Raw genomic sequence first — 18,547 nt, forward strand, 5'->3', positions numbered from 1 at the left:
GAACAGTAGATTTCATATTCCCAAACAAATTACAAAGCAAAGAGTTTGGCGATGGGCGCTCAATATCTCGATGTTTGGAATCTTTCTGCTGGGAGCCCTTTTTGTTTTGGTTTACATCGGTGCTTTCGGGCCGCTACCGACGACGCAGGAGTTAAAAGACGTCAAAAATCCAGTAGCTTCGGAAGTATATTCTTCTGATGGACATCTCCTGGGACGCTATTACATCCAGAACCGAAGTAATGTATCTTTTGACCAAATTTCACCAAACGTTATTCATGCGCTGGTGGCCACCGAGGATGCCCGTTTTTATGAACATCGCGGAATCGACGAATGGGCTTTGCTGCGGGTCTTTGTCAAGTCCATTTTGTTGCAGGACCGGAGTGCTGGCGGCGGCTCCACCCTTTCGCAGCAAATCGCCAAAAATATTTTCGGTCGCGATAACTACGGGCCACTTTCCATGCCGGTCAACAAATTGCGGGAAGCCATCATTGCTTACCGTTTGGAGAAGATTTACACCAAAAACGAAATTCTGACGCTATATCTCAATACCGTTCCGTTCAGTGAAAATACGTACGGAATCGAAACTGCATCGGAACGTTTCTTCGATAAGAAGCCTGCTGATTTAACAGTTCCGGAAGCGGCAACACTCGTGGGAACACTAAAAGCCAGCAATGCTTACAATCCACGTCTTCATCCCAAAAGATCGAAAGAGCGCCGCGATCTCGTCATCAGCCTGATGGTGAAAAACAATTATCTGTCGGAAGCTGAAGGCAAAGAATATCAGGAAACACCGCTGACCCTTCACTACAATTATCTGGTATACAACACCGGGCCGGCAGCGTATCTCCGCGAACGCATCCGGTTGGAGATGGAAGATTGGTGCAGCCATGTGACCAAACCCAACGGTGACCCGTATGATTTATATACCGATGGTCTGAAGATTTATACAACCGTCAATTACAAGATGCAGGAGTATGCCGAAAAGGCGATGCAGGAACAGATGAAGAGTCTGCAGGACATATTCGACAAGCATTGGCATAACCGGCAGCCCTGGGGACATGATGAGGAGGTATTGAAAAGAGCGGTGCAGCGCTCCGACCGATATATCCGCATGAAAGATGCCGGAAAAACAGAAAAAGAAATCAGTGCAGCCTTTCATGAATTAATACCGATGAAAGTGTTTAGCTGGGGCGATATTAAAACGGTTGAAATGACGCCTATCGACTCGGTGAAACATTCACTGCGTACCCTGCGGAGTGCTTTTCTGGCCCTTTCGCCGAAAGACGGAGCCGTTAAGGTATGGATAGGCGGCAACGACTTCCGCTTTTACCAGTACGACCAGGTGACCGCCAGCCGGCAGGTAGGCTCTACCTTCAAGCCGATTGTGTATGCTGCGGCGTTGGAAAACGGAGTTGAGCCGGATAAATACTACGCCAACGAAGAGGTTACCTATCCGGAATATGATGACTGGACACCGCACAATGCCGAGGATGAATACGGCGGCTATTATTCGCTAGAGGGAGCGTTGAGTGAATCCATCAATACCGTATCGGTACAGGTATTGCTCGATGCCGGAATGGCAAACGCAGTTCGACTGGCGCACCGAATGGGCATCGACGTCGATCTGCCCGAAGTTCCTTCGCTCGCTTTGGGTGTGGCCGACATTCCGCTGGAGGAAATGGTCACTGCTTACGCACCATTTGCCAATGGCGGGAAAAGTGTAAAACCCTATTACCTACTTCGGGTGGAAGACTCGAAAGGTCATGTGCTGAAAACATTCCACCAGGACGAAGATTCCGATGAGGAACAGGTTATTTCCGCGCAGACGGCTCACATCATGACCCATTACCTGGAAGCCGTTGTCGACAGTGGTACAGGCCGTGCCATTCGCACCCGGTTTGGCATCCGTGGCGACTTTGCCGGAAAGACCGGAACCACGCAAAACCACGCCGATGGTTGGTTCATTGGTTACACGCCCGACTTGGTGACAGGCTGCTGGGTTGGAGCCGAAGATCCGGCCGTTCATTTCCGCACGTTATATTACGGACAGGGAGCACGGATGGCCTTGCCCGTTGTCGGAGATTTCTTCCATAAACTCTATGCCGACCGCTCTTTTGCTTCACTCCGTTATCACAGTTTCGATATGGGAGACGACCAGCGTTTACTGGCCTCGCTTGATATTCCGCACTACCGCGATGAGCTTCCGCGAAAGAAATTCATCGACTTTGGTTGGTTATTCGGTCGCCATAAAGACAAGACTCAAAAAGACAACGCGCAATTGCAACAACAGGAAGACAGTACGCAGTCGCCCGCCGACCAGGAGAAAAAGCATTCCAGCATTTGGGAAAAAATCCGAAATGCTTTCCGCAAGAAGAATTAAAGCTGTTACAGCACGGCGGAAAGAGAAATACGCGTGCATCTCTCATGCCCTGGCTTCAGGGGGCTAAAAATACGCGTGTATTTTTCATGCCGGCGCTTCAGGTGATGGGAGAGTCACGCAACATTTTGATGCCCGGCTCCCCAGGGAAAGAAAAGTCATGCAACATTTTGGTGCCCGGCTCCCCGGGGAAAGAAAAGTCATGCAACATTTTGGTGCCCGGCTCCCCGGGGAAGGAAAAGTCACGCGACATTTTGCTGCCACACTACACTTTCTCAATAAAAACGAAAGAAGGATGTCGCCCGATCGCCGGATGACATCCTTTTAAAACTCTTCCATCAAGCCTCCAATCAGGCATAATTTCGTTTGAGCAACTCCGGATGTTCTTTATCGACTTTCATCAGTAGCTCACCAAATAGTGTGTTAGCCCAGGCAAACCACTTACGTGTGAAATCTTCCGGATTATCCTTATTAAAGCTTTCGTGCATAAAGCCGGTGCCGGCATCGGTGTTGCGCAGCATTTTAATGCAATGTGCAATCTCTTCTTTATCGTTGCTGGTCATAGCCCGCATGATAATCGCCATAGGCCAAACGTAGTGCAAGCCCACGTGAGGTCCACCAATACCTTCGGCCGCTTTTCCCTTCCAGAACCACGGATTGTCCTCGCTCAGCACAAAATTCCGGGTACGGTGATACAACGGATCATCTGGTTTGAAAGCTTCCAGGTAAGGAAGCGCCAGCAAACTAGGGACATTGGCATCATCCATAAAGTTGGTATTACCGAAACCATCCACTTCGAACGACAAAATTTTGCCATGCTTTTCGTGCTCGAATACAGCATGCTCTTTCAATGCCTGCTCCACTTCATCCGCGAAAGCGGTACACTTTTCAGCGAAAGCGTTATCGTGATAAATTGCTTTGCTCATTTCGGCCAGTTGGCGAAGCGAAACCATCGCGAAATAGTTGGAAGGTACCAGGAAAAGGTAGGTGGTTGCATCATCAGACGGACGGAAACCGGAACAAATCAATCCGTTCGGACGAATGGGATTTCCCCATCCACGCCCGGGCATGGTATCGGTCGAGATAAATGTTTTCCGCATGAAATAGTATGGACCACGTCCCTCTTTTCGCTGCTGAACCCGGAAGGTTTTCACCACCTGTTCCATCGCCTTCTTCCACTCGTCACCAAAAGGCGATGCATCACCAGAGTGTTTCCAGTAATGATAGCTGAGCCGGATGGGATAACAGAGCGAATCAATTTCCCATTTGCGCTCGTGCAGCTCGGGTTTCATGTCCGTTTTGTCAGTCATCCACTCGCTGTGACCTTTCCCGTCGTTAAACGCATTGGCGTACGGGTCAATCAGGATACACCCGGCCTGGCGGTTAATCAGCCCTGCCACCATGTTTTTCAGCTTCTTATCTTCGTTAATCAACGGAAGATAAGGCCAAACCTGTGCTGACGAATCGCGCAACCACATGGCGTGAATATCTCCGGTAATCACAAAAGTATCCGGCTTGCCGTTTTTTTCCCGGTAGCTAACCGTGGTATCGATGGTATTCGGGAAACAGTTGGAAAACATCCAGGCTAGCTTCGGGTCCTTGATTTTCCCGTTCATCTCTTCGATGACCCGTTCGACTGCTTCGCTGGTAAAATTGCGCTCAGCCGGCGCCGGACGCTTCGAAGGATATTCAGCGACAGCTGTATTCCCAAAGGAGATGGACGGTGCGGTGAGTCCGACCCCGATAGCTCCGCATGTTTTCACAAATTCGCGACGATTTTTCATTGTTCTGATATTTGGTTTACGGTTCCTAAAATATTCAAGAACCGCCCATATCTCCAAAAATTTGTGAAAGGAATGCTGAAAAATATTGGCAAAGCGAACTACTCGGAAGGTTCGTTGCGAATAATGATGGGATTTTTGAAATGGACATCGCGCTGCGGGAACGGAATATTCACGTTATTCTGGCGGAACAAATCGTCGATAGCAAAGCGCAGTTCACTCTTCAGGTTTTCGACGTAAAAACTGTTAGCCGTCCAAAAGTAGAGCTGAAAATCGAGTGATGAGTTGCCAAAATCGTTGAAGCGAACAAAAGGTTTGGGATTGGCACTGATGTCGTCGTGCCCGTTAGCTGCCTCGAGCAGTAGTCTTTCCACCAACCTAACGTCGGAACCATAAGCCACCCCCACACTCACCTGGAAACGGGTATTCGCTTCGTTATGGCTCCAGTTGACGATGGTATCGTGAGTAAATTTCGAATTCGGTACAATCAGTACCTGGTTATTGCGGGTTAAAATTTTCGACGCACGAAGATTGATCTCGAGCACCTGCCCCACTGTTCCGTCTGTCAACTCAACGATATCATAAACTTCCAGTGAGCGATCGAACAAAATGATGAGCCCGGATACGAAATCGCTGAAGATATTTTGCAGACCAAATCCAATACCTGCCAGAAACGCCGCCGAAGAGGCGACAACAAACGTCAATTTCAATCCGAGTGCCTGAAGTGAAAGCAGGATGGCCATGAACCAGACAAGGTACTGAACGATGGTGTAAATGGACCGCCCACGCCCCCGGTCGAACCGCTTCTGTTTTATCTTGTTGTCGAAATGGTACTCTATCAGGTTCAGTATAAACCGGGTGATAAACAGAATTGCAAGAACAATCAGCAGATGAGTAACGGTAAATTTAATCTTGTCGGTCTCGAAAAGCTGAAAGGCCAGTACCTGTTTAATCCTGAAGCCCAGCATACTCAGCGACCCCAAGATGGCTCCAAGGAAAAAGATCAAACGAATGATGCGAAGAAAAGAACGCCACCGTTTCATCCCCAGCTTTTCAGCAATCGACAAATGCATCATCCATTTGCGGAAAAACCGGAAAATGAAATAAGCACCGGCCAGAATCAACACGACAATGGCGATGCGCAGGATGGAAATCTTCAAACTACCATAAGTGAAGATGGAGTAATTGAGCAACTCCCATAAGTTCAGTTTGTGGTCAGGCTGCATGATTTTCCTCCAATTTTTTGAAGAGATTATCTACTGTCAGGTTTTCTTCCAGCTGTCCGTTGTGTGCCACAGAAATACGGCCGGTTTCTTCGCTCACCGTCACCACATAAGCATCGGTCTGTTCCGACATTCCCATCGCGGCCCGGTGCCTCAATCCCAGCGATGGACGCAAGTTCTTCTTTGCCGAAACAGGAAGAATACAACGCGCAGCCCTAATCCGGTTTCCGACAATAATGACGGCTCCGTCGTGCAATGGCGCATTCTTATAAAAGATACTTTTCAGCAACTCCGCTGTGATACCGGCATCGATGATCTCGCCCGTTTCGGCAAACTCTCGTAGCTCGGTACTCCGCGCAATAACAATCAATGCACCGGTCTTGGTGCGCGACATATCCTGACAAGCATCCACAATGGCACGAAGACTCGACTCGGTGGTCGACTTGAAATGTTGCGGAAAAAGATTTTCGAACGACAGTTTATTATTTGCCTGGTAACGACTTCCCAACAACAGTAAGAATTTACGAATTTCCTGCTGAAAGACCACAATCAGGGCCAGCACTCCAACGCCGAACAACTGTCCCAGGATGGTACTGACCAGCTCCATATTCAACGCCTTCACCACGAGCCAAACGAGGTAAACAATGAATATTCCCATGAAAATGTTGAAAGCGACTGTTCCCCTTATCAACATATACAGTTGATAAAGCAGATAGGCTACCAGCAACACATCCAGAAAATCGAGAAATCGTATGGTAATGAATAACTCAGTCATTTGACCATGCTTTTCAGCTTGCTGTAAATTTTTATGGTTTCCACCGCTTCCTTCACATCGTGTACCCGCAGGATATCAGCTCCGCCCATCAGCGCCAGGGTATTCAACACTGTCGTTGCATTCAGGCTCTCTTCCGCTGATGTTCCGAGATATTTCCAAATCATCGACTTACGCGAGACGCCCACCAAAAGCGGGAACTGAAACAATCCGAAAGAATCGAGCCGGTTCATCAGATCAAAATTATGATCGATCGATTTTCCGAAGCCAAATCCGGGATCTAATATAACGTCTTTTACTCCCAGTAGTTTTAGTTGCTGAACCCTTTCGGCAAAAAACATTAGAATTTCCTGTACCACATCGTCGTAATGCGGATTTTTTTGCATGGTTTGCGGAGTTCCCTGAATGTGCATCATAATGTACGGAACGCCCAATTCGGCTAACGTTTCAAACATCTTGTCATCCATGGTTCCGCCGGAAATATCGTTGATAATGCATGGCCCTTCTTCAGTGATAACCTCACGAGCCACCGAAGCCCGAAATGTATCGATGGAAATGATGGCGTCCGGAAATTCTTTACGAACCAGGCCGACGGCTGATTTCAGCTTGCTGGCTTCTTCGGGCGCTGGTACATCCATCGCACCGGGACGCGTCGAATAAGCGCCAATGTCGATAATTTCGCCTCCTTCTTCCAGTATCTTCTCCGCCCTTTTCAGGATAGCTCTGTGACTCACATATTTCCCGCCATCGAAAAAGGAATCGGGCGTTACATTCAGAATGCCCATGACCATCGGATGATCGATTTCAATCAACCGCCCATCGAGTGTGATGGTTTTCTTCCGGGAATAGAATGGTTCTTTTTTACGCGTAAACAGCATAGAATTTCTTTTCAAACGGTGTTTCCTAAACGCTTTCCACAAAAGCAGACGCAGGTTCGGAGCACCTTTCTACAAAAGTAAAAATAAATTGGCACGCCGATTTTCATATTTTTATACTTTTATGGTTCATTTCAACAGGAAACTATGGAGAAGACGGCTCAGCAATTCGATCATATTATCAGCATTTGCCACGATTTGTTTGTCAAGAAGATGCGCGATTACGGAACCGCATGGCGTATTCTGCGTCCCCGTTCCATGACGGACCAGATTTACATCAAAGCACAACGCATCCGAAGCATCGAGGAGAAAGGAGTTTCCAAAATCAATGAAGATGAACGCGCCGAATTCATTGGCATCATCAACTACTGCTCCATGGCGCTTATCCAGCTCGAACTCGGCCCCTCGGAAGAAGAGCTGCCGGCCGATATTACTGAACGGATGTTTTTGGAGAACCTCGAAAAAGCCAAAACGCTGATGCTCGACAAAAATCACGATTACGGTGAAGCCTGGCGACAGATGCGCATCAGTTCGTTTACCGATCTCATCCTGATGAAACTGAAACGAACCAAGCAGATTGAAGACAACAAGGGAAAAACACTGGTATCGGAAGGCATTGAAGCCAACTACCTCGACATTATTAACTATGCCATCTTTGCGATGGTGAAACTCGAATTTGGCGAAGAATGATGAAGTGGCTCCGCAATATCAGTAGAATCCTGGTCGGCCTGGTTTTTATTTTTTCAGGCTTCGTCAAAGGAATCGATCCGTGGGGCGGAACGTATAAAATCACCGATTACTTTTACGCTTTCCATCTCGATTTCCTGGTTCCCCTAGCACTACCACTCTCTTTTATTCTTTCGTTTGCTGAATTTGCCATCGGAGTTGGACTTTTGAGCGGAAGATTTCTCCGCTTTTTCTCCTGGCTGGCGCTCATTTTTATGAGCTTTTTCACGCCGCTGACCCTTTACCTGGCGTTAACCAACCCGGTAACCGATTGCGGCTGTTTCGGCGATGCATTGGTGATAACCAACTGGCAAACGTTTTATAAAAATATTGTCCTTATCACTCTGGCGATTATTCTCTTCGCCGGAAGGCGGAAAGCTGACCACCCGGTAAAAAGAAAACCGGGCCGGATAATTTTTTCCGGCCTTATCTTCGTATACATTGTATTGGTCACCTGGTCGTACAATCACTTGCCGATTATCGATTTCAGACCGTACAAAGTGGGCGTAAATATTTCGAAAGCCATGGAAATCCCGCCCGATGCGCCCCATGATGTATACGAAAACAACTTCTACTACAAGAATAAAAAGACCGGTGAAGTCAAAAAGTTCTCGGAGAAAAATATTCCGTGGCGCGATTCTCTTACATGGGAATTTCAATCGATGGACCAGCCGGTTCTCGTGAAAAGAGGATATGTTCCGCCCATTCACGATTTTTCTATTCAAACGCCACAAGGCGACGACGTAACCGATTATTTCCTGAAAGACGACAACTATACTTTTATGCTGGTAGCCTACGACCTGCAAAAATCGTCGACCCAAAATCAGGAACGCATCAATGCACTGTCCAAATGGGCGGAGGCAAAAGGATACAACTTTATTTGCCTCACCGCTTCGCTGGAAAGCGAACAACAGTCTTTTATCGGGGAAACCGGGGCTTCATATCCGTTCCTCTCAACCGATGAAATTACCCTCAAAACCATGATTCGTTCCAACCCGGGACTCATCCTAACGTACAAAGGAACCATTCTGGGCAAATGGCACTATAACGACATCCCCGATTCTACTGCTTTCCGGGAAGATATTCTACCGGAAATGAATAAAAAGTTAAATAAGAACTAAGCCGTTTCAGGTATTTTCAACTTCGGTGGGATGTTTTTATCTTTGTCTGCAAGTTTAATAACTTGAATAGCAACCATTCATCATTTTAAATAAAACCACAATGAGAAAGAAGATTGTAGCCGGAAACTGGAAATGTAATACCACCCTGCAAGAAGGTGTTGAACTGGCCAAAGCTGTTAACGAACTGGTCGTTAGCAAAGGTGATAAAGATGTCGTAGTTGTATTGGGAACTCCCTTTACCCATCTTACCAAAGTAGTTGAAAGTGTTGATGCCAGCCGCGTTGGCGTCTCTGCACAAAACTGCGCAGCCGAAGCTAAAGGTGCCTTCACGGGTGAAGTTTCTGCCGAAATGGTTAAATCAACGGGTGCAACTTACGTGATTCTTGGACACTCTGAGCGTCGTGAATATTACAACGAAACCAGCGAAATCCTCAACAAAAAAGTAGCGCTGACACTGGAAAACGGTTTGACTCCGATTTATTGCTGCGGTGAGCCGCTGGAAATCCGCGAAGCTGAAACGCAGAACGATTTCGTGAAGAAACAGCTGGACGAAACCGTCTTCCAACTTCCGGTTGACGAATTCAAAAAACTGGTTATCGCTTACGAACCTATCTGGGCTATCGGTACCGGAAAAACGGCTTCAACCGAGCAGGCACAGGATATGCTGGCTTTCATCCGCAGCCTGATTGCTGACAAATTCGGTAAAGATATTGCTGAAGAAATTTCCATCCTTTACGGTGGTTCATGCAAAGCAAGCAACGCTCCTGAACTCTTCTCTCAGCCTGACATCGACGGTGGTTTGATTGGCGGTGCTTCGCTGAAAGCTGAAGAATTCCTCGGAATTATCAATGCATATTAAGAAATAACAGCTGCGATAATTGTCGTAACTGATTTTTCTTCAAGATAAAAAGGTGATTGAAACATATGTTTCGGTCACCTTTTTTATTTTATGAGCATTTTGGCTAAAGAATTGTTATTATTCAACGAATAGCTATTAAATTGCATCTAAGTAGATATATGACCTTATGAGCAAACCTGTTTTCATACCAACATTCACTCGTCTGCTTCTTTTCTCGGTTATTCTTTTTCTGCCAGATATAGCTAATTCACAACAACTGAAAGGAAAAATCACCGACGAGAAAGGAGCGCCTATTCCCTATGCTACCGTTTTTATCAAGGAGCTTTCGCAGGGAACGACCAGCAATGTCAATGGGAAATACGGCATCGATGTGCCGGAAGGAACCTATACCGTTATATACAGAAGCCTGGGATATGCGCCGCAAAATATCAAAGTGAAGGTCAACACGAAGTCGGTTACAAAAGATATCACCATGGTCGACCAGGTTCATCAACTCAGAGAAATCAGGGTTTACGGCAATGGCGAAGATCCGGCCTATTCGATTATGCGACATGTTATCGGGCTGTCCAACTTCCATAAAAATCAGGTCGAATCATACAAAGCCGATGTTTACCTGAGAGGTACTGTCCATTTTCAAAAGGTATCGCGAATTATCCGCAATCAACTGCGCAAACAAAAAGTGGAAGTGAAGTCGGGCGACACATTCGTCGACGAAACATACAGCACCATTACCTTCGATGCACCCGACCATTATAAACAGGTGATTAAGTCGGTCAATTCGACCTTTCCGGATATTGTCGATTTTCCGGTCATGAAATTCTTTGCTGCCAGCCTGTACGATGATAATATCGATATCCTGATTTCGCCATTGGGACGCAACGCCTTTAACCATTACAAATACGTTTACGAAGGATTTAGTTACGAAGGCGTTTATACCATCGACAAAATTAAAGTCATTCCGCGAAGACGAAGTAAACAGCTTTTTTCCGGGTATATATACATCATCGATGGCTTGTGGTGCCTGCACAGCGCCGATTTGAATTTCGATACGCCTTTCGGCGAAGTGAATGTCCGTCAGGTCTTCGACGAAGTGAAGCCGGGAGTATGGATGCCGGTAGGTCACAATTATGCTTTCGAAGGCGGCGTTTTGGGTGTAAAAGGCAGCGTCCATTTCGGCGGTTCGGTAAAATATCGCGACGTTGTTTTGAATCCGCGGCTCATTGCTGTCAACCCGATAAATACGATGCCGCAGTTCGCTGAAAAAGCTAAAGCCGAAGCCGAATCCAAAACGGAAGCCAAACCCGAAACGGACAAAGAAGATTCGGTCGAAGAAACGAAAAATGAGCCGTTGGGACACGAAGTAAAAGACGGAAAGCGTGTGGCAAAAATGGCAGAAATCCTCAACAAGGAGAATATCACCAACCGCGACATGAACAAGCTTTCACGCCTGATGTCACGGGAAGCGAAAATTGCCAATGACGATGAAGAACAATCGCTCGAGTTAAAAGATAAAAATCAGAAGGTAATCGTTTCAGGAGCCGCCGATAAAGATTCCTCGTACTGGAACGAAATCAGGCCGATTCCGTTGACCGAAAACGAAAAAGAGAGTTTTGAGAAACGTGACTCATTGGAAAATTCTCCCCGGAAAAAATTATTTGGGTCATCAAAAAACGGTAATAAGTTGCTTTCTGGATATCTCGGCCCGCTTTTCACCGGCAAACGATGGACGAACCGCGATACCAGCTTTCATGTCTCCTATCCGGGAATCCTCAACCTGAAATCGGTCGGTTTTAACGCAGTCGACGGATGGAAAATTCACCAGGAAATTACTCTGAATAAAACCGGACGACCGGGTCATGCATTTTGGTTCACTCCCTGGGGAACGTGGGCCATCAACCGAAAGGCTGTTTTATGGGGAGGGAAAACGGCCTTGACGTATGCTCCCATGCATCGCGCCATCGCTAATCTTGATTTTGGCCGGAAAACTGAAGACTTTAACAGCCTTTATGCGGTCGATCCGTTTATCAACGCGGTAGCTTCGCTTTTTGCCAAAGAAAACTACGCCCGTTATTACGAAAACCGTTATATCGATTTCCGTAACCGGATAGATATGGCCAATGGCTTGGTCTTTTACACCGGATTCAGCTGGAATGACCGGCGCCGGTTGGAGAACTCCACTAATTACTCCTTTTTCAGAACCGATGTTGATTACATGAACAATCTTCCGCACAATCACGTGGTAACTGATGCAAATCTGAATAGCCAAATCAACACGGTGCTGAAACTGAAAATCGAGTACACGCCACGCTATTATTACCGGGTAAAAGATGGCGTGAAAGAGATGGCCCATTCCGATTTCCCAACATTCTGGTTCCAGTACAATAAAGGTATCAAAGGGTTGTTCAACAGTACGGCCGATTTCGATTACCTTGAGGCAGGACTTACGCAAGGTATCCATCTAAATTCGGCTACCAGCTTCACGTATGAAATCCGGGGAGGTTGGTTCCCGAATAACGAGCACATCCATTTCGCCGATTTCTCGCAAACCAACAGCCAGCCCTCGCCGGTACTGTTCAAGGAATTCAGGCACGGATTCTTTACTCCGGGCTATTATGAACTGAGGACAGATGATCGATTTGTCGAAGCACACGTTTCGTACAAAGCACCCTATATTTTATTGAAATACCTACCGGGAATCAGTAATACACTATGGCGCGAACTGGTATGGGCAGGCTATTACAAAATGCCTAATCACCCTCAATATACCGAAGTTGGTTACTCGTTAATTGAAGTATTATTCAACGGAAATATCGGCGTGTTTGCAGGATTCGACGACTGGCATTACAGCCGCATCGGCATGAACTTGGTGATTCGCATTTATTAATACCGTTATTCCAACGAAATTCGCATCTTTGACAGCTAAATTTTATCACAATGGAATACACCAAAGTCAGTTGTTTTCCGGAACCGGATTCCGAAACCAACCGTGAAATATTAACGGCTCAATTGGGCGAACTGGGCTTCGAAAGTTTCAGCGAGACTGATGATGCGGTTGAAGCATTCATCCCTTCCTCCGCCTACCGTGAAGAGTTGCTGCACGATGAGAGTCTGGTCAACAATCCATTGTTTAAAGTGCGGTTTCAAACCGAAATCATTCCCGACCAAAACTGGAATGAGGTGTGGGAAAAAAATTATTTTCAGCCCTTGCTGGTAGAAAATCGTTGTCTGATCAGAGCTCCATTCCACAAAGATACACCGAAGGCTGAATATGAAATTGTGATTGATCCGCGCATGGCCTTCGGTACCGGTAATCATGAAACCACTTACCTCATGATTTCGGCAATTCTGCAACAGGATTTGCAAGGCAAACAAGTACTCGATATGGGATGCGGAACCGGCATTCTGGGCATTTTGGCCTCCATGCGAGGTGCTGATATGGTTAAAGCCATCGATATCGATGAGTGGTCATACAAAAACACACTCGAAAATGCCGAAATCAACAACGTAACGAATATCGACGTAGCACAGGGCGATGCCGGTCTTCTTGGCAAAGAAAAATTCGATGTGATTTACGCGAACATTCAGCGGAATATTCTGCTTCAGGATTTACCGGTATATGCCTCCGTGATGTGTAAAGATGCTGAAATTATCGTGAGCGGATTCTATCGCGAAGATTTGCCGGCCATTTCCGCGAAAGCGGAAGAAGTAGGACTAAAACCTGCCGGATACGAGGAACGGAACAACTGGGTGGCTGCCCGATTTATTCGCTAAAATTTCCGCGACGTCCCATTTCCACTACCTCCAAATCGAAAATACGGGCACCTTCGATTGAAAAGCGCACCAGGGTTCGCACCTGATGAAATCCCTGCACTCCGGCAGCTCCGGGGTTGATGTGCAACAAACCGAGCTTGGGATCATTGATGACTTTCAGTATATGGGAGTGACCGGAGATGAATAATTTCGGCGGATGGTGGTAGATTTCCGGTGTCACGTATCGTTCGTACCTTCCGGGATAACCGCCAATGTGCGTCATCCAGACATCCATTTTTTCGCACATAAACCGCTGGTGCAACGGATATTCCTGCCTGATTTGATTGCCGTCGATATTTCCGTAGACCGCCCGCAATGGCTTTAAGCCAGCTAGCCTATCAACCACTTCCAGGTTACCGATGTCGCCTGCATGCCATATTTCATCACATTCCGAAAAATGATTCAGAATGGCATCATCCATATATCCATGCGTATCCGATAGCAGACCGATTCGTTTCATGAGAAAAATTTGCGCGTAAAGATAGTGCTAGATTTACGGCTTTGAAAATGAAGAAGACGTTATATCCGGACCGGCGGTAAGTTGTTGTCCTTCATAGAAGGCTACTACGAAGATGAATTTATCGACGCCTTTATCGATGAGATAAGCACGGTAGCGCATGGCATCTTCAAAACTAAAAAAACGGCCAACAGCATAGCGGTTAAATCCATCGCTACGGCTGATATAAAAGGGACCGGGCACTTGGGTTCTCCGTGTTAAGATACGTGCATCCTTTACCGGTTTTCGCAGGGCACAAATTTGAATCCGGTACATGACCCCGTTGTCTAAGTTTCCCGAAGCTTTCAGAGCCACACCCTTTGCTGTTTCGCCCAGCGATGCCTGCGTGGTTGCATCTGAAGGGGAGGCGAAAGCAACACAGATACCGATAAAAAGGATTAGTAAACGTATCAATTAGCTGCAAGCTTTGGTTTTCACTAATTTAACTTATTATTGAAATTTCCGCAAAATTCCATTAGTCAAATTATCAGCCGGTTAACTTTCTCCAGATATGCAGCAGGTCCTATTCACCACTTATTGTGCACAAAACGAGGATAATCCGGCAACCGTTTATTCCGCAGGAGAAATTTCTTTTCCTGATTAAATTAAAAAACATCCGTCCCGAAAGAAACGGCTGCCGCACTGTTTCGCTACGTCCTACCGGGAATAAACGACATTTTGTAGTTGTTTCCCGTAACGTAAAGAGAACGAAATACAATTTGTAGTTGCTTCCCTGAACGTAAAATGAACGAAATACAGATTGTACTTGCTCCCTTCAACGCAAAGTGAACGAACTACAGATTGTAGCTGCTCCCTGCAAAGCAAAGTAAACGAACTACAGATTGTAGTTTTCTCCGCGCCCGGTCTGGAACCATCTGCCGTTCGCAGAAGCTTCACGCAAGGGAAAAAAGACGTCGTCGCAGATGGCGGTTGCTCTGTAAGCGGGGCCAACAATCTTCTCTAACACTTGAATTCCTCCCGGTTTTCCCTTATTATTGATGAAAACAACAGAGAAATATTCCGTTCTGCGGGATATTCTGCTTCTCATTAAAATGATATCTCATGAAATTAGTTGTTCTTGTCCGTCACGGAAAAGCCGAACATACCGATGAGCCAAAACCCGATTACAGGCGTGATTTGACAACACGCGGAGAAGTGGATGCCACCAGAATCGCCGAAGAAATCAAACCGATGCTCCCGCAGCCACTTCATTTTATATCGAGCCCGGCGAACAGAGCAAAACAAACTGCGACTTTTTTTGCCTCCGTTTTGGGCTATCCCGAGGAAGCCATCCGGGAGGAAGAAGACCTTTACGATGGATTAACCACGACCGAATTTTTGGAGATGCTGGCGAAAGTACCGGAAACATCCGATTGTGTTTTGGTTTTCGGACACAACCCGACGCAAACGATTCTGGCCGACCGGATGCTCGAGTATTTTGGCCGCATTCTTCCTACAGCCGGTGCTGTTGCCATTCGCTTTGAGGTACAATCGTGGGCCGATATCGAACCTCGCAGCGGAGAACAGGCTTTCTATAAATATCCAAAAATGTTTCGTTAAGTTTGTCGCAGAATAACAATTCCGCGTGATTATGCATCTTTTCTATACCCCCGATATAAACGGAAATCAATATACATTGGATGAAACCGAGTCGAAGCATTGTGTCCGGGTTCTTCGTCTGAAAGAGGGCGATAAAATCCAGTTGGTGGATGGTAAGGGAAGTTTTTTCGAAGCAGTTATCAGTCATGCTCATCCAAAAGCCTGCCAGGTTGAAGTGACCGATGCACAGCACGAAGTGGGTAAACGCGACTTTCGGCTACACATTGCCATCGGCCCGACCAAAAGCATCGACCGTTTTGAATGGTTCCTGGAGAAATCGACCGAAATTGGAATTGATGAAATCACACCGCTTTTGTGCCGCTATTCCGAACGGAAAAGTATTAAGCCTGCGAGACTGGAAAACATTATCACTTCGGCAATGAAGCAATCGCTGAAAGCTTACCGGCCGGTTTTGAATGAAATGACCAGCTTCAAGGATTTTATTTCTCAGGAATTTGATGGCGAGAAGTATATTGCTCACTGCGAACCAACCGAACGAAAACTGTTCAGCCATATTCTCCCGAAAGGGAAAGATGCATTAATCCTGATTGGTCCGGAAGGTGATTTTTCTCCAGAAGAAATAAAGCTAGCGCTGGATAACGGTTTTCAGCCGGTTTCGCTGGGAGAATCGAGATTGCGGACCGAAACGGCAGGAGTAGTAGCCTGCCATACCGTTAACCTCATCAACGAGTTGAGATGACCATGAAGTGGCAAAGAATATACAGAAGCATTTGGGGACTCATGGTGTTTATCACGTTGGCCGTTTCAGCCAATGCTCAATCGAAAACATCGGTGAAGATTGCCTTGCTGAAGTATGGTGGTGGCGGCGACTGGTATGCCAATCCAACCTCGCTGGGCGACCTTATTCAATATTGCAATAAAAACATTGGTACCAACATCGACCCGGAGCCGGCAACTGTTGACGTGGGTAGTCCGGAGATTTTCAATTACCCGTTTTTGGATATGACGGGACATGGGAACGTTTTTTTTACGGATGCTGAAGTCAAAAACTTGCGAAAATACCTGACCTCAGGAGGATTTCTCCATGCAGACGACAATTACGGAATGGACAAGTATATCCGCAGAGAAATAAAGAAAGTTTTTCCGGAAAGCGAACTGGTCGAGCTGCCGTTTTCACATCCTATTTACCATCAGAAATACGATTTCCCGAATGGACTACCCAAAATTCATGAGCACGACGGGAAACCGCCACAGGGATTTGGTATTTTCTACAAGGGCCGATTGGTTTTCTTTTATACCTACGAATGCGATTTAGGAGATGGTTGGGAAAATCCGGCTGTTCATCACGATCCATGGTCGCTTAGGGAAAAAGCGCTGCAGATGGGCGCCAATATTATTTCTTACGTATTCGACCATCCGTAAATAAAAAAGCCAGACGGGAAGCCTGGCGATGATTTTAAAACGTTGCCTCTACGGGCAAATGCTTCGATATGGTTTTCCGGACTTCTTCGATGTAACCTATTCGCACCGTTTTGTCACGGGTTGTCGCATTTCCAAAAAGCAAATGCTCCACTGTTTCAATCCCGCAAAATCCAAACACACCAGAACGAATGAAATTCAGAATGGAGTCGGTCATGCCACTGGCATCGGCATGTTTCCGCGAGTCCCCCATATTATTTACAACCAGCGCTTTTTTGCCTTCCAGTAATTTTAACAACCCTTTTTCAGGATGATAATCGAATGCAAAACCACGAGTAAATACGCGATCGAAATATCCCTTCATGATGGCCGGCATGCTCCCCCACCAAACCGGATAAATCAAGCTAATCAAATCAGCTTTTCGCAAATATTCCTGTTCCGTTAAAACCTCTTCAGGGTACTCGCCTTTACGCGATTTTTCAAAATCGGCAGCATAATCAACCGGTTTGAAGTGCATTTGGTATAAATCTCTGACAATGACATCGTGGTGGTTCGCCCGGGTTTGTTCCTTCATCACTTCCAGGTATGCATGGCTTAGTGAATTTGGATTGGGATGGGCGTATATAATTAAATGATTCATTACGCGAACTATCGATTCTATTTTTATTTAATCTAATTAACCGACAAAAGTAACGAATGCCCTGCACGCATCCAAGCTGAATCGCGAAAGGTAAATTTGAGTTAACAAACAAGAAAAGCTGCAACCTCACGGTGCAGCCTTCACTCGGAAAAACTATGCATAATGCAACTAAACCTAATTATGAACTATTTGCGTTGGAAATTCTCGTTATTTAACTCCCCAGTACTCGTTCGATGCCATCCAGCTTTCGATAGCCAGATTGTCGTCTTTTTCCTGATGTCCACCGGTCCAGTACGTATCGGATGACATCCAGTTTTCAACTGTCAGAGGGCTGTCGGAAAAATCAGCTTGTTCCTTAACTCCCCAGTAATTCTCATTACTCATCCAATCTTCTACTTGCAGTTGTCCGTCCTGTTCATTTACTCTCCAGTAGTTATCGCTGCTCATCCAGTCTTCTACTTGCAGTTCGCTATCGTTTATCTCGTTGTTGACTAGGGCAGTCATTTTTTCAACACCTGTACCTGTAATGGCATTGACCGGCGAAAGCATGGCGGTGAACCCAGAGATTCCCTGAGCGTTAGCGATGTTCATTACGCTTACTGTCAGAACTATCATGAAGGTTACGATGACCTTTTTTGCTGAGTTTGTTACTTGTGTTTTCATGACGTTATCTCCTATTTTTTTAATCTTTTATTTTTTGTCCGTTTGACCAGCCTAAAACAGGAAATATGCCAAAAACAACAAATAACTAAATAACAACACCTTACAAAGGAATATCATAGATTCTTAGAGTATTGGAGGGTCAAAAAATTGAACGGTAAAGAACAAAGTATGTTCGATTTCGTACACTCCTAATGGAAGTAACCCTGATGAAGAAAATTCGGGTAA

18 protein-coding genes are annotated in these 18,547 nt (G+C 46.1%); 9 read left to right on the top strand and 9 right to left on the bottom strand.

Going from position 1 to position 18,547, the window contains the following annotated elements; all coding sequences use genetic code 11:
- The first annotated feature begins 70 nt into the window (after positions 1-70).
- Positions 71-2,380: a penicillin-binding protein 1A gene (locus CLV93_RS08285; RefSeq protein ID WP_170108898.1), complete on the top strand. Its 2,310-nt coding sequence runs from the start codon at positions 71-73 to the stop codon at positions 2,378-2,380.
- 347 nt (positions 2,381-2,727) lie between these two features.
- Here CLV93_RS08285 and CLV93_RS08295 read toward each other — a convergent pair whose 3' ends face one another.
- From CLV93_RS08295 to folP, 4 genes are all read right to left on the bottom strand, one after another.
- The gene (locus tag CLV93_RS08295; RefSeq protein WP_106541712.1) at positions 2,728-4,161 is read right to left on the bottom strand and encodes a glycoside hydrolase family 125 protein; all 1,434 of its coding nucleotides are present in this window, start codon (positions 4,159-4,161) and stop codon (positions 2,728-2,730) included.
- 98 nt (positions 4,162-4,259) lie between these two features.
- A complete protein-coding gene (locus CLV93_RS08300) occupies positions 4,260-5,384 on the bottom strand; it encodes a mechanosensitive ion channel family protein (protein WP_106541713.1) in 1,125 nt (374 codons plus the stop codon).
- Positions 5,374-6,156, bottom strand: coding sequence for a diadenylate cyclase CdaA (gene cdaA / locus CLV93_RS08305; protein ID WP_106541714.1), 783 nt, complete (start codon positions 6,154-6,156; stop codon positions 5,374-5,376). The genes CLV93_RS08300 and cdaA overlap by 11 nt, the downstream gene beginning before the upstream one ends.
- A complete protein-coding gene (gene folP, locus CLV93_RS08310; protein WP_106541715.1) occupies positions 6,153-7,031 on the bottom strand; it encodes a dihydropteroate synthase in 879 nt (292 codons plus the stop codon). Before folP ends, cdaA begins: the two co-directional genes overlap by 4 nt.
- A 144-nt stretch (positions 7,032-7,175) precedes the next feature.
- On the opposite strand from folP, the gene CLV93_RS08315 reads away from it, so the two are divergent.
- The 5 genes from CLV93_RS08315 (at position 7,176) to prmA (ending at position 13,505) form a co-directional block, all read left to right on the top strand.
- The gene (locus CLV93_RS08315) at positions 7,176-7,718 is read left to right on the top strand and encodes a DUF1599 domain-containing protein (protein ID WP_106541716.1); all 543 of its coding nucleotides are present in this window, start codon (positions 7,176-7,178) and stop codon (positions 7,716-7,718) included.
- Positions 7,715-8,875, top strand: coding sequence for a BT_3928 family protein (locus CLV93_RS08320; RefSeq protein ID WP_106541717.1), 1,161 nt, complete (start codon positions 7,715-7,717; stop codon positions 8,873-8,875). The genes CLV93_RS08315 and CLV93_RS08320 overlap by 4 nt, the downstream gene beginning before the upstream one ends.
- Positions 8,876-8,975: 100 nt before the next feature.
- Positions 8,976-9,734, top strand: a complete 759-nt coding sequence (gene tpiA, locus CLV93_RS08325; RefSeq protein ID WP_106541718.1) for a triose-phosphate isomerase — start codon at positions 8,976-8,978, stop codon at positions 9,732-9,734.
- Between the two features lie 166 nt (positions 9,735-9,900).
- Positions 9,901-12,618, top strand: a complete 2,718-nt coding sequence (locus CLV93_RS08330; RefSeq protein ID WP_106541719.1) for a DUF5686 and carboxypeptidase regulatory-like domain-containing protein — start codon at positions 9,901-9,903, stop codon at positions 12,616-12,618.
- 50 nt (positions 12,619-12,668) lie between these two features.
- On the top strand, positions 12,669-13,505 hold the full coding sequence (gene prmA / locus CLV93_RS08335; protein WP_106541720.1) for a 50S ribosomal protein L11 methyltransferase: 837 nt from the start codon (positions 12,669-12,671) through the stop codon (positions 13,503-13,505).
- Here the strand turns inward: prmA and CLV93_RS08340 are convergent.
- The 3 genes from CLV93_RS08340 to CLV93_RS08350 form a co-directional block, all read right to left on the bottom strand.
- The gene (locus tag CLV93_RS08340) at positions 13,495-14,004 is read right to left on the bottom strand and encodes a metallophosphoesterase family protein (protein ID WP_106541721.1); all 510 of its coding nucleotides are present in this window, start codon (positions 14,002-14,004) and stop codon (positions 13,495-13,497) included. The genes prmA and CLV93_RS08340 overlap by 11 nt on opposite strands.
- A gap of 33 nt (positions 14,005-14,037) precedes the next feature.
- Complete coding sequence (locus CLV93_RS08345) at positions 14,038-14,454, bottom strand: hypothetical protein (protein ID WP_106541722.1); 417 nt, start codon at positions 14,452-14,454, stop codon at positions 14,038-14,040.
- Between the two features lie 421 nt (positions 14,455-14,875).
- A complete protein-coding gene (locus CLV93_RS08350) occupies positions 14,876-15,088 on the bottom strand; it encodes a hypothetical protein (protein ID WP_106541723.1) in 213 nt (70 codons plus the stop codon).
- Positions 15,089-15,102: 14 nt separating this feature from the next.
- Here CLV93_RS08350 and CLV93_RS08355 point away from each other — a divergent pair, with 14 nt between their 5' ends.
- The 3 genes from CLV93_RS08355 to CLV93_RS08365 are packed head-to-tail and all read left to right on the top strand — an operon-like array spanning position 15,103 to position 17,022.
- The gene (locus CLV93_RS08355; protein ID WP_106541724.1) at positions 15,103-15,600 is read left to right on the top strand and encodes a SixA phosphatase family protein; all 498 of its coding nucleotides are present in this window, start codon (positions 15,103-15,105) and stop codon (positions 15,598-15,600) included.
- A gap of 31 nt (positions 15,601-15,631) precedes the next feature.
- Positions 15,632-16,339, top strand: coding sequence for a 16S rRNA (uracil(1498)-N(3))-methyltransferase (locus CLV93_RS08360; protein WP_106541725.1), 708 nt, complete (start codon positions 15,632-15,634; stop codon positions 16,337-16,339).
- A gap of 2 nt (positions 16,340-16,341) precedes the next feature.
- Positions 16,342-17,022 (top strand): DUF4159 domain-containing protein, encoded by a 681-nt coding sequence (locus CLV93_RS08365; RefSeq protein WP_211297781.1) that lies wholly within the window; start codon positions 16,342-16,344, stop codon positions 17,020-17,022.
- A gap of 34 nt (positions 17,023-17,056) precedes the next feature.
- Here the strand turns inward: CLV93_RS08365 and CLV93_RS08370 are convergent, their stop codons facing one another.
- Positions 17,057-17,659, bottom strand: coding sequence for an NAD(P)H-dependent oxidoreductase (locus tag CLV93_RS08370; protein WP_106541726.1), 603 nt, complete (start codon positions 17,657-17,659; stop codon positions 17,057-17,059).
- 207 nt (positions 17,660-17,866) lie between these two features.
- On the bottom strand, positions 17,867-18,322 hold the full coding sequence (locus CLV93_RS08375) for a hypothetical protein (protein WP_106541727.1): 456 nt from the start codon (positions 18,320-18,322) through the stop codon (positions 17,867-17,869).
- Positions 18,323-18,547 lie beyond the last annotated feature (225 nt).

The sequence above is a fragment of the Prolixibacter denitrificans genome (assembly GCF_003014495.1).
Taxonomy (GTDB): Bacteria; Bacteroidota; Bacteroidia; order Bacteroidales; family Prolixibacteraceae; genus Prolixibacter; species Prolixibacter denitrificans.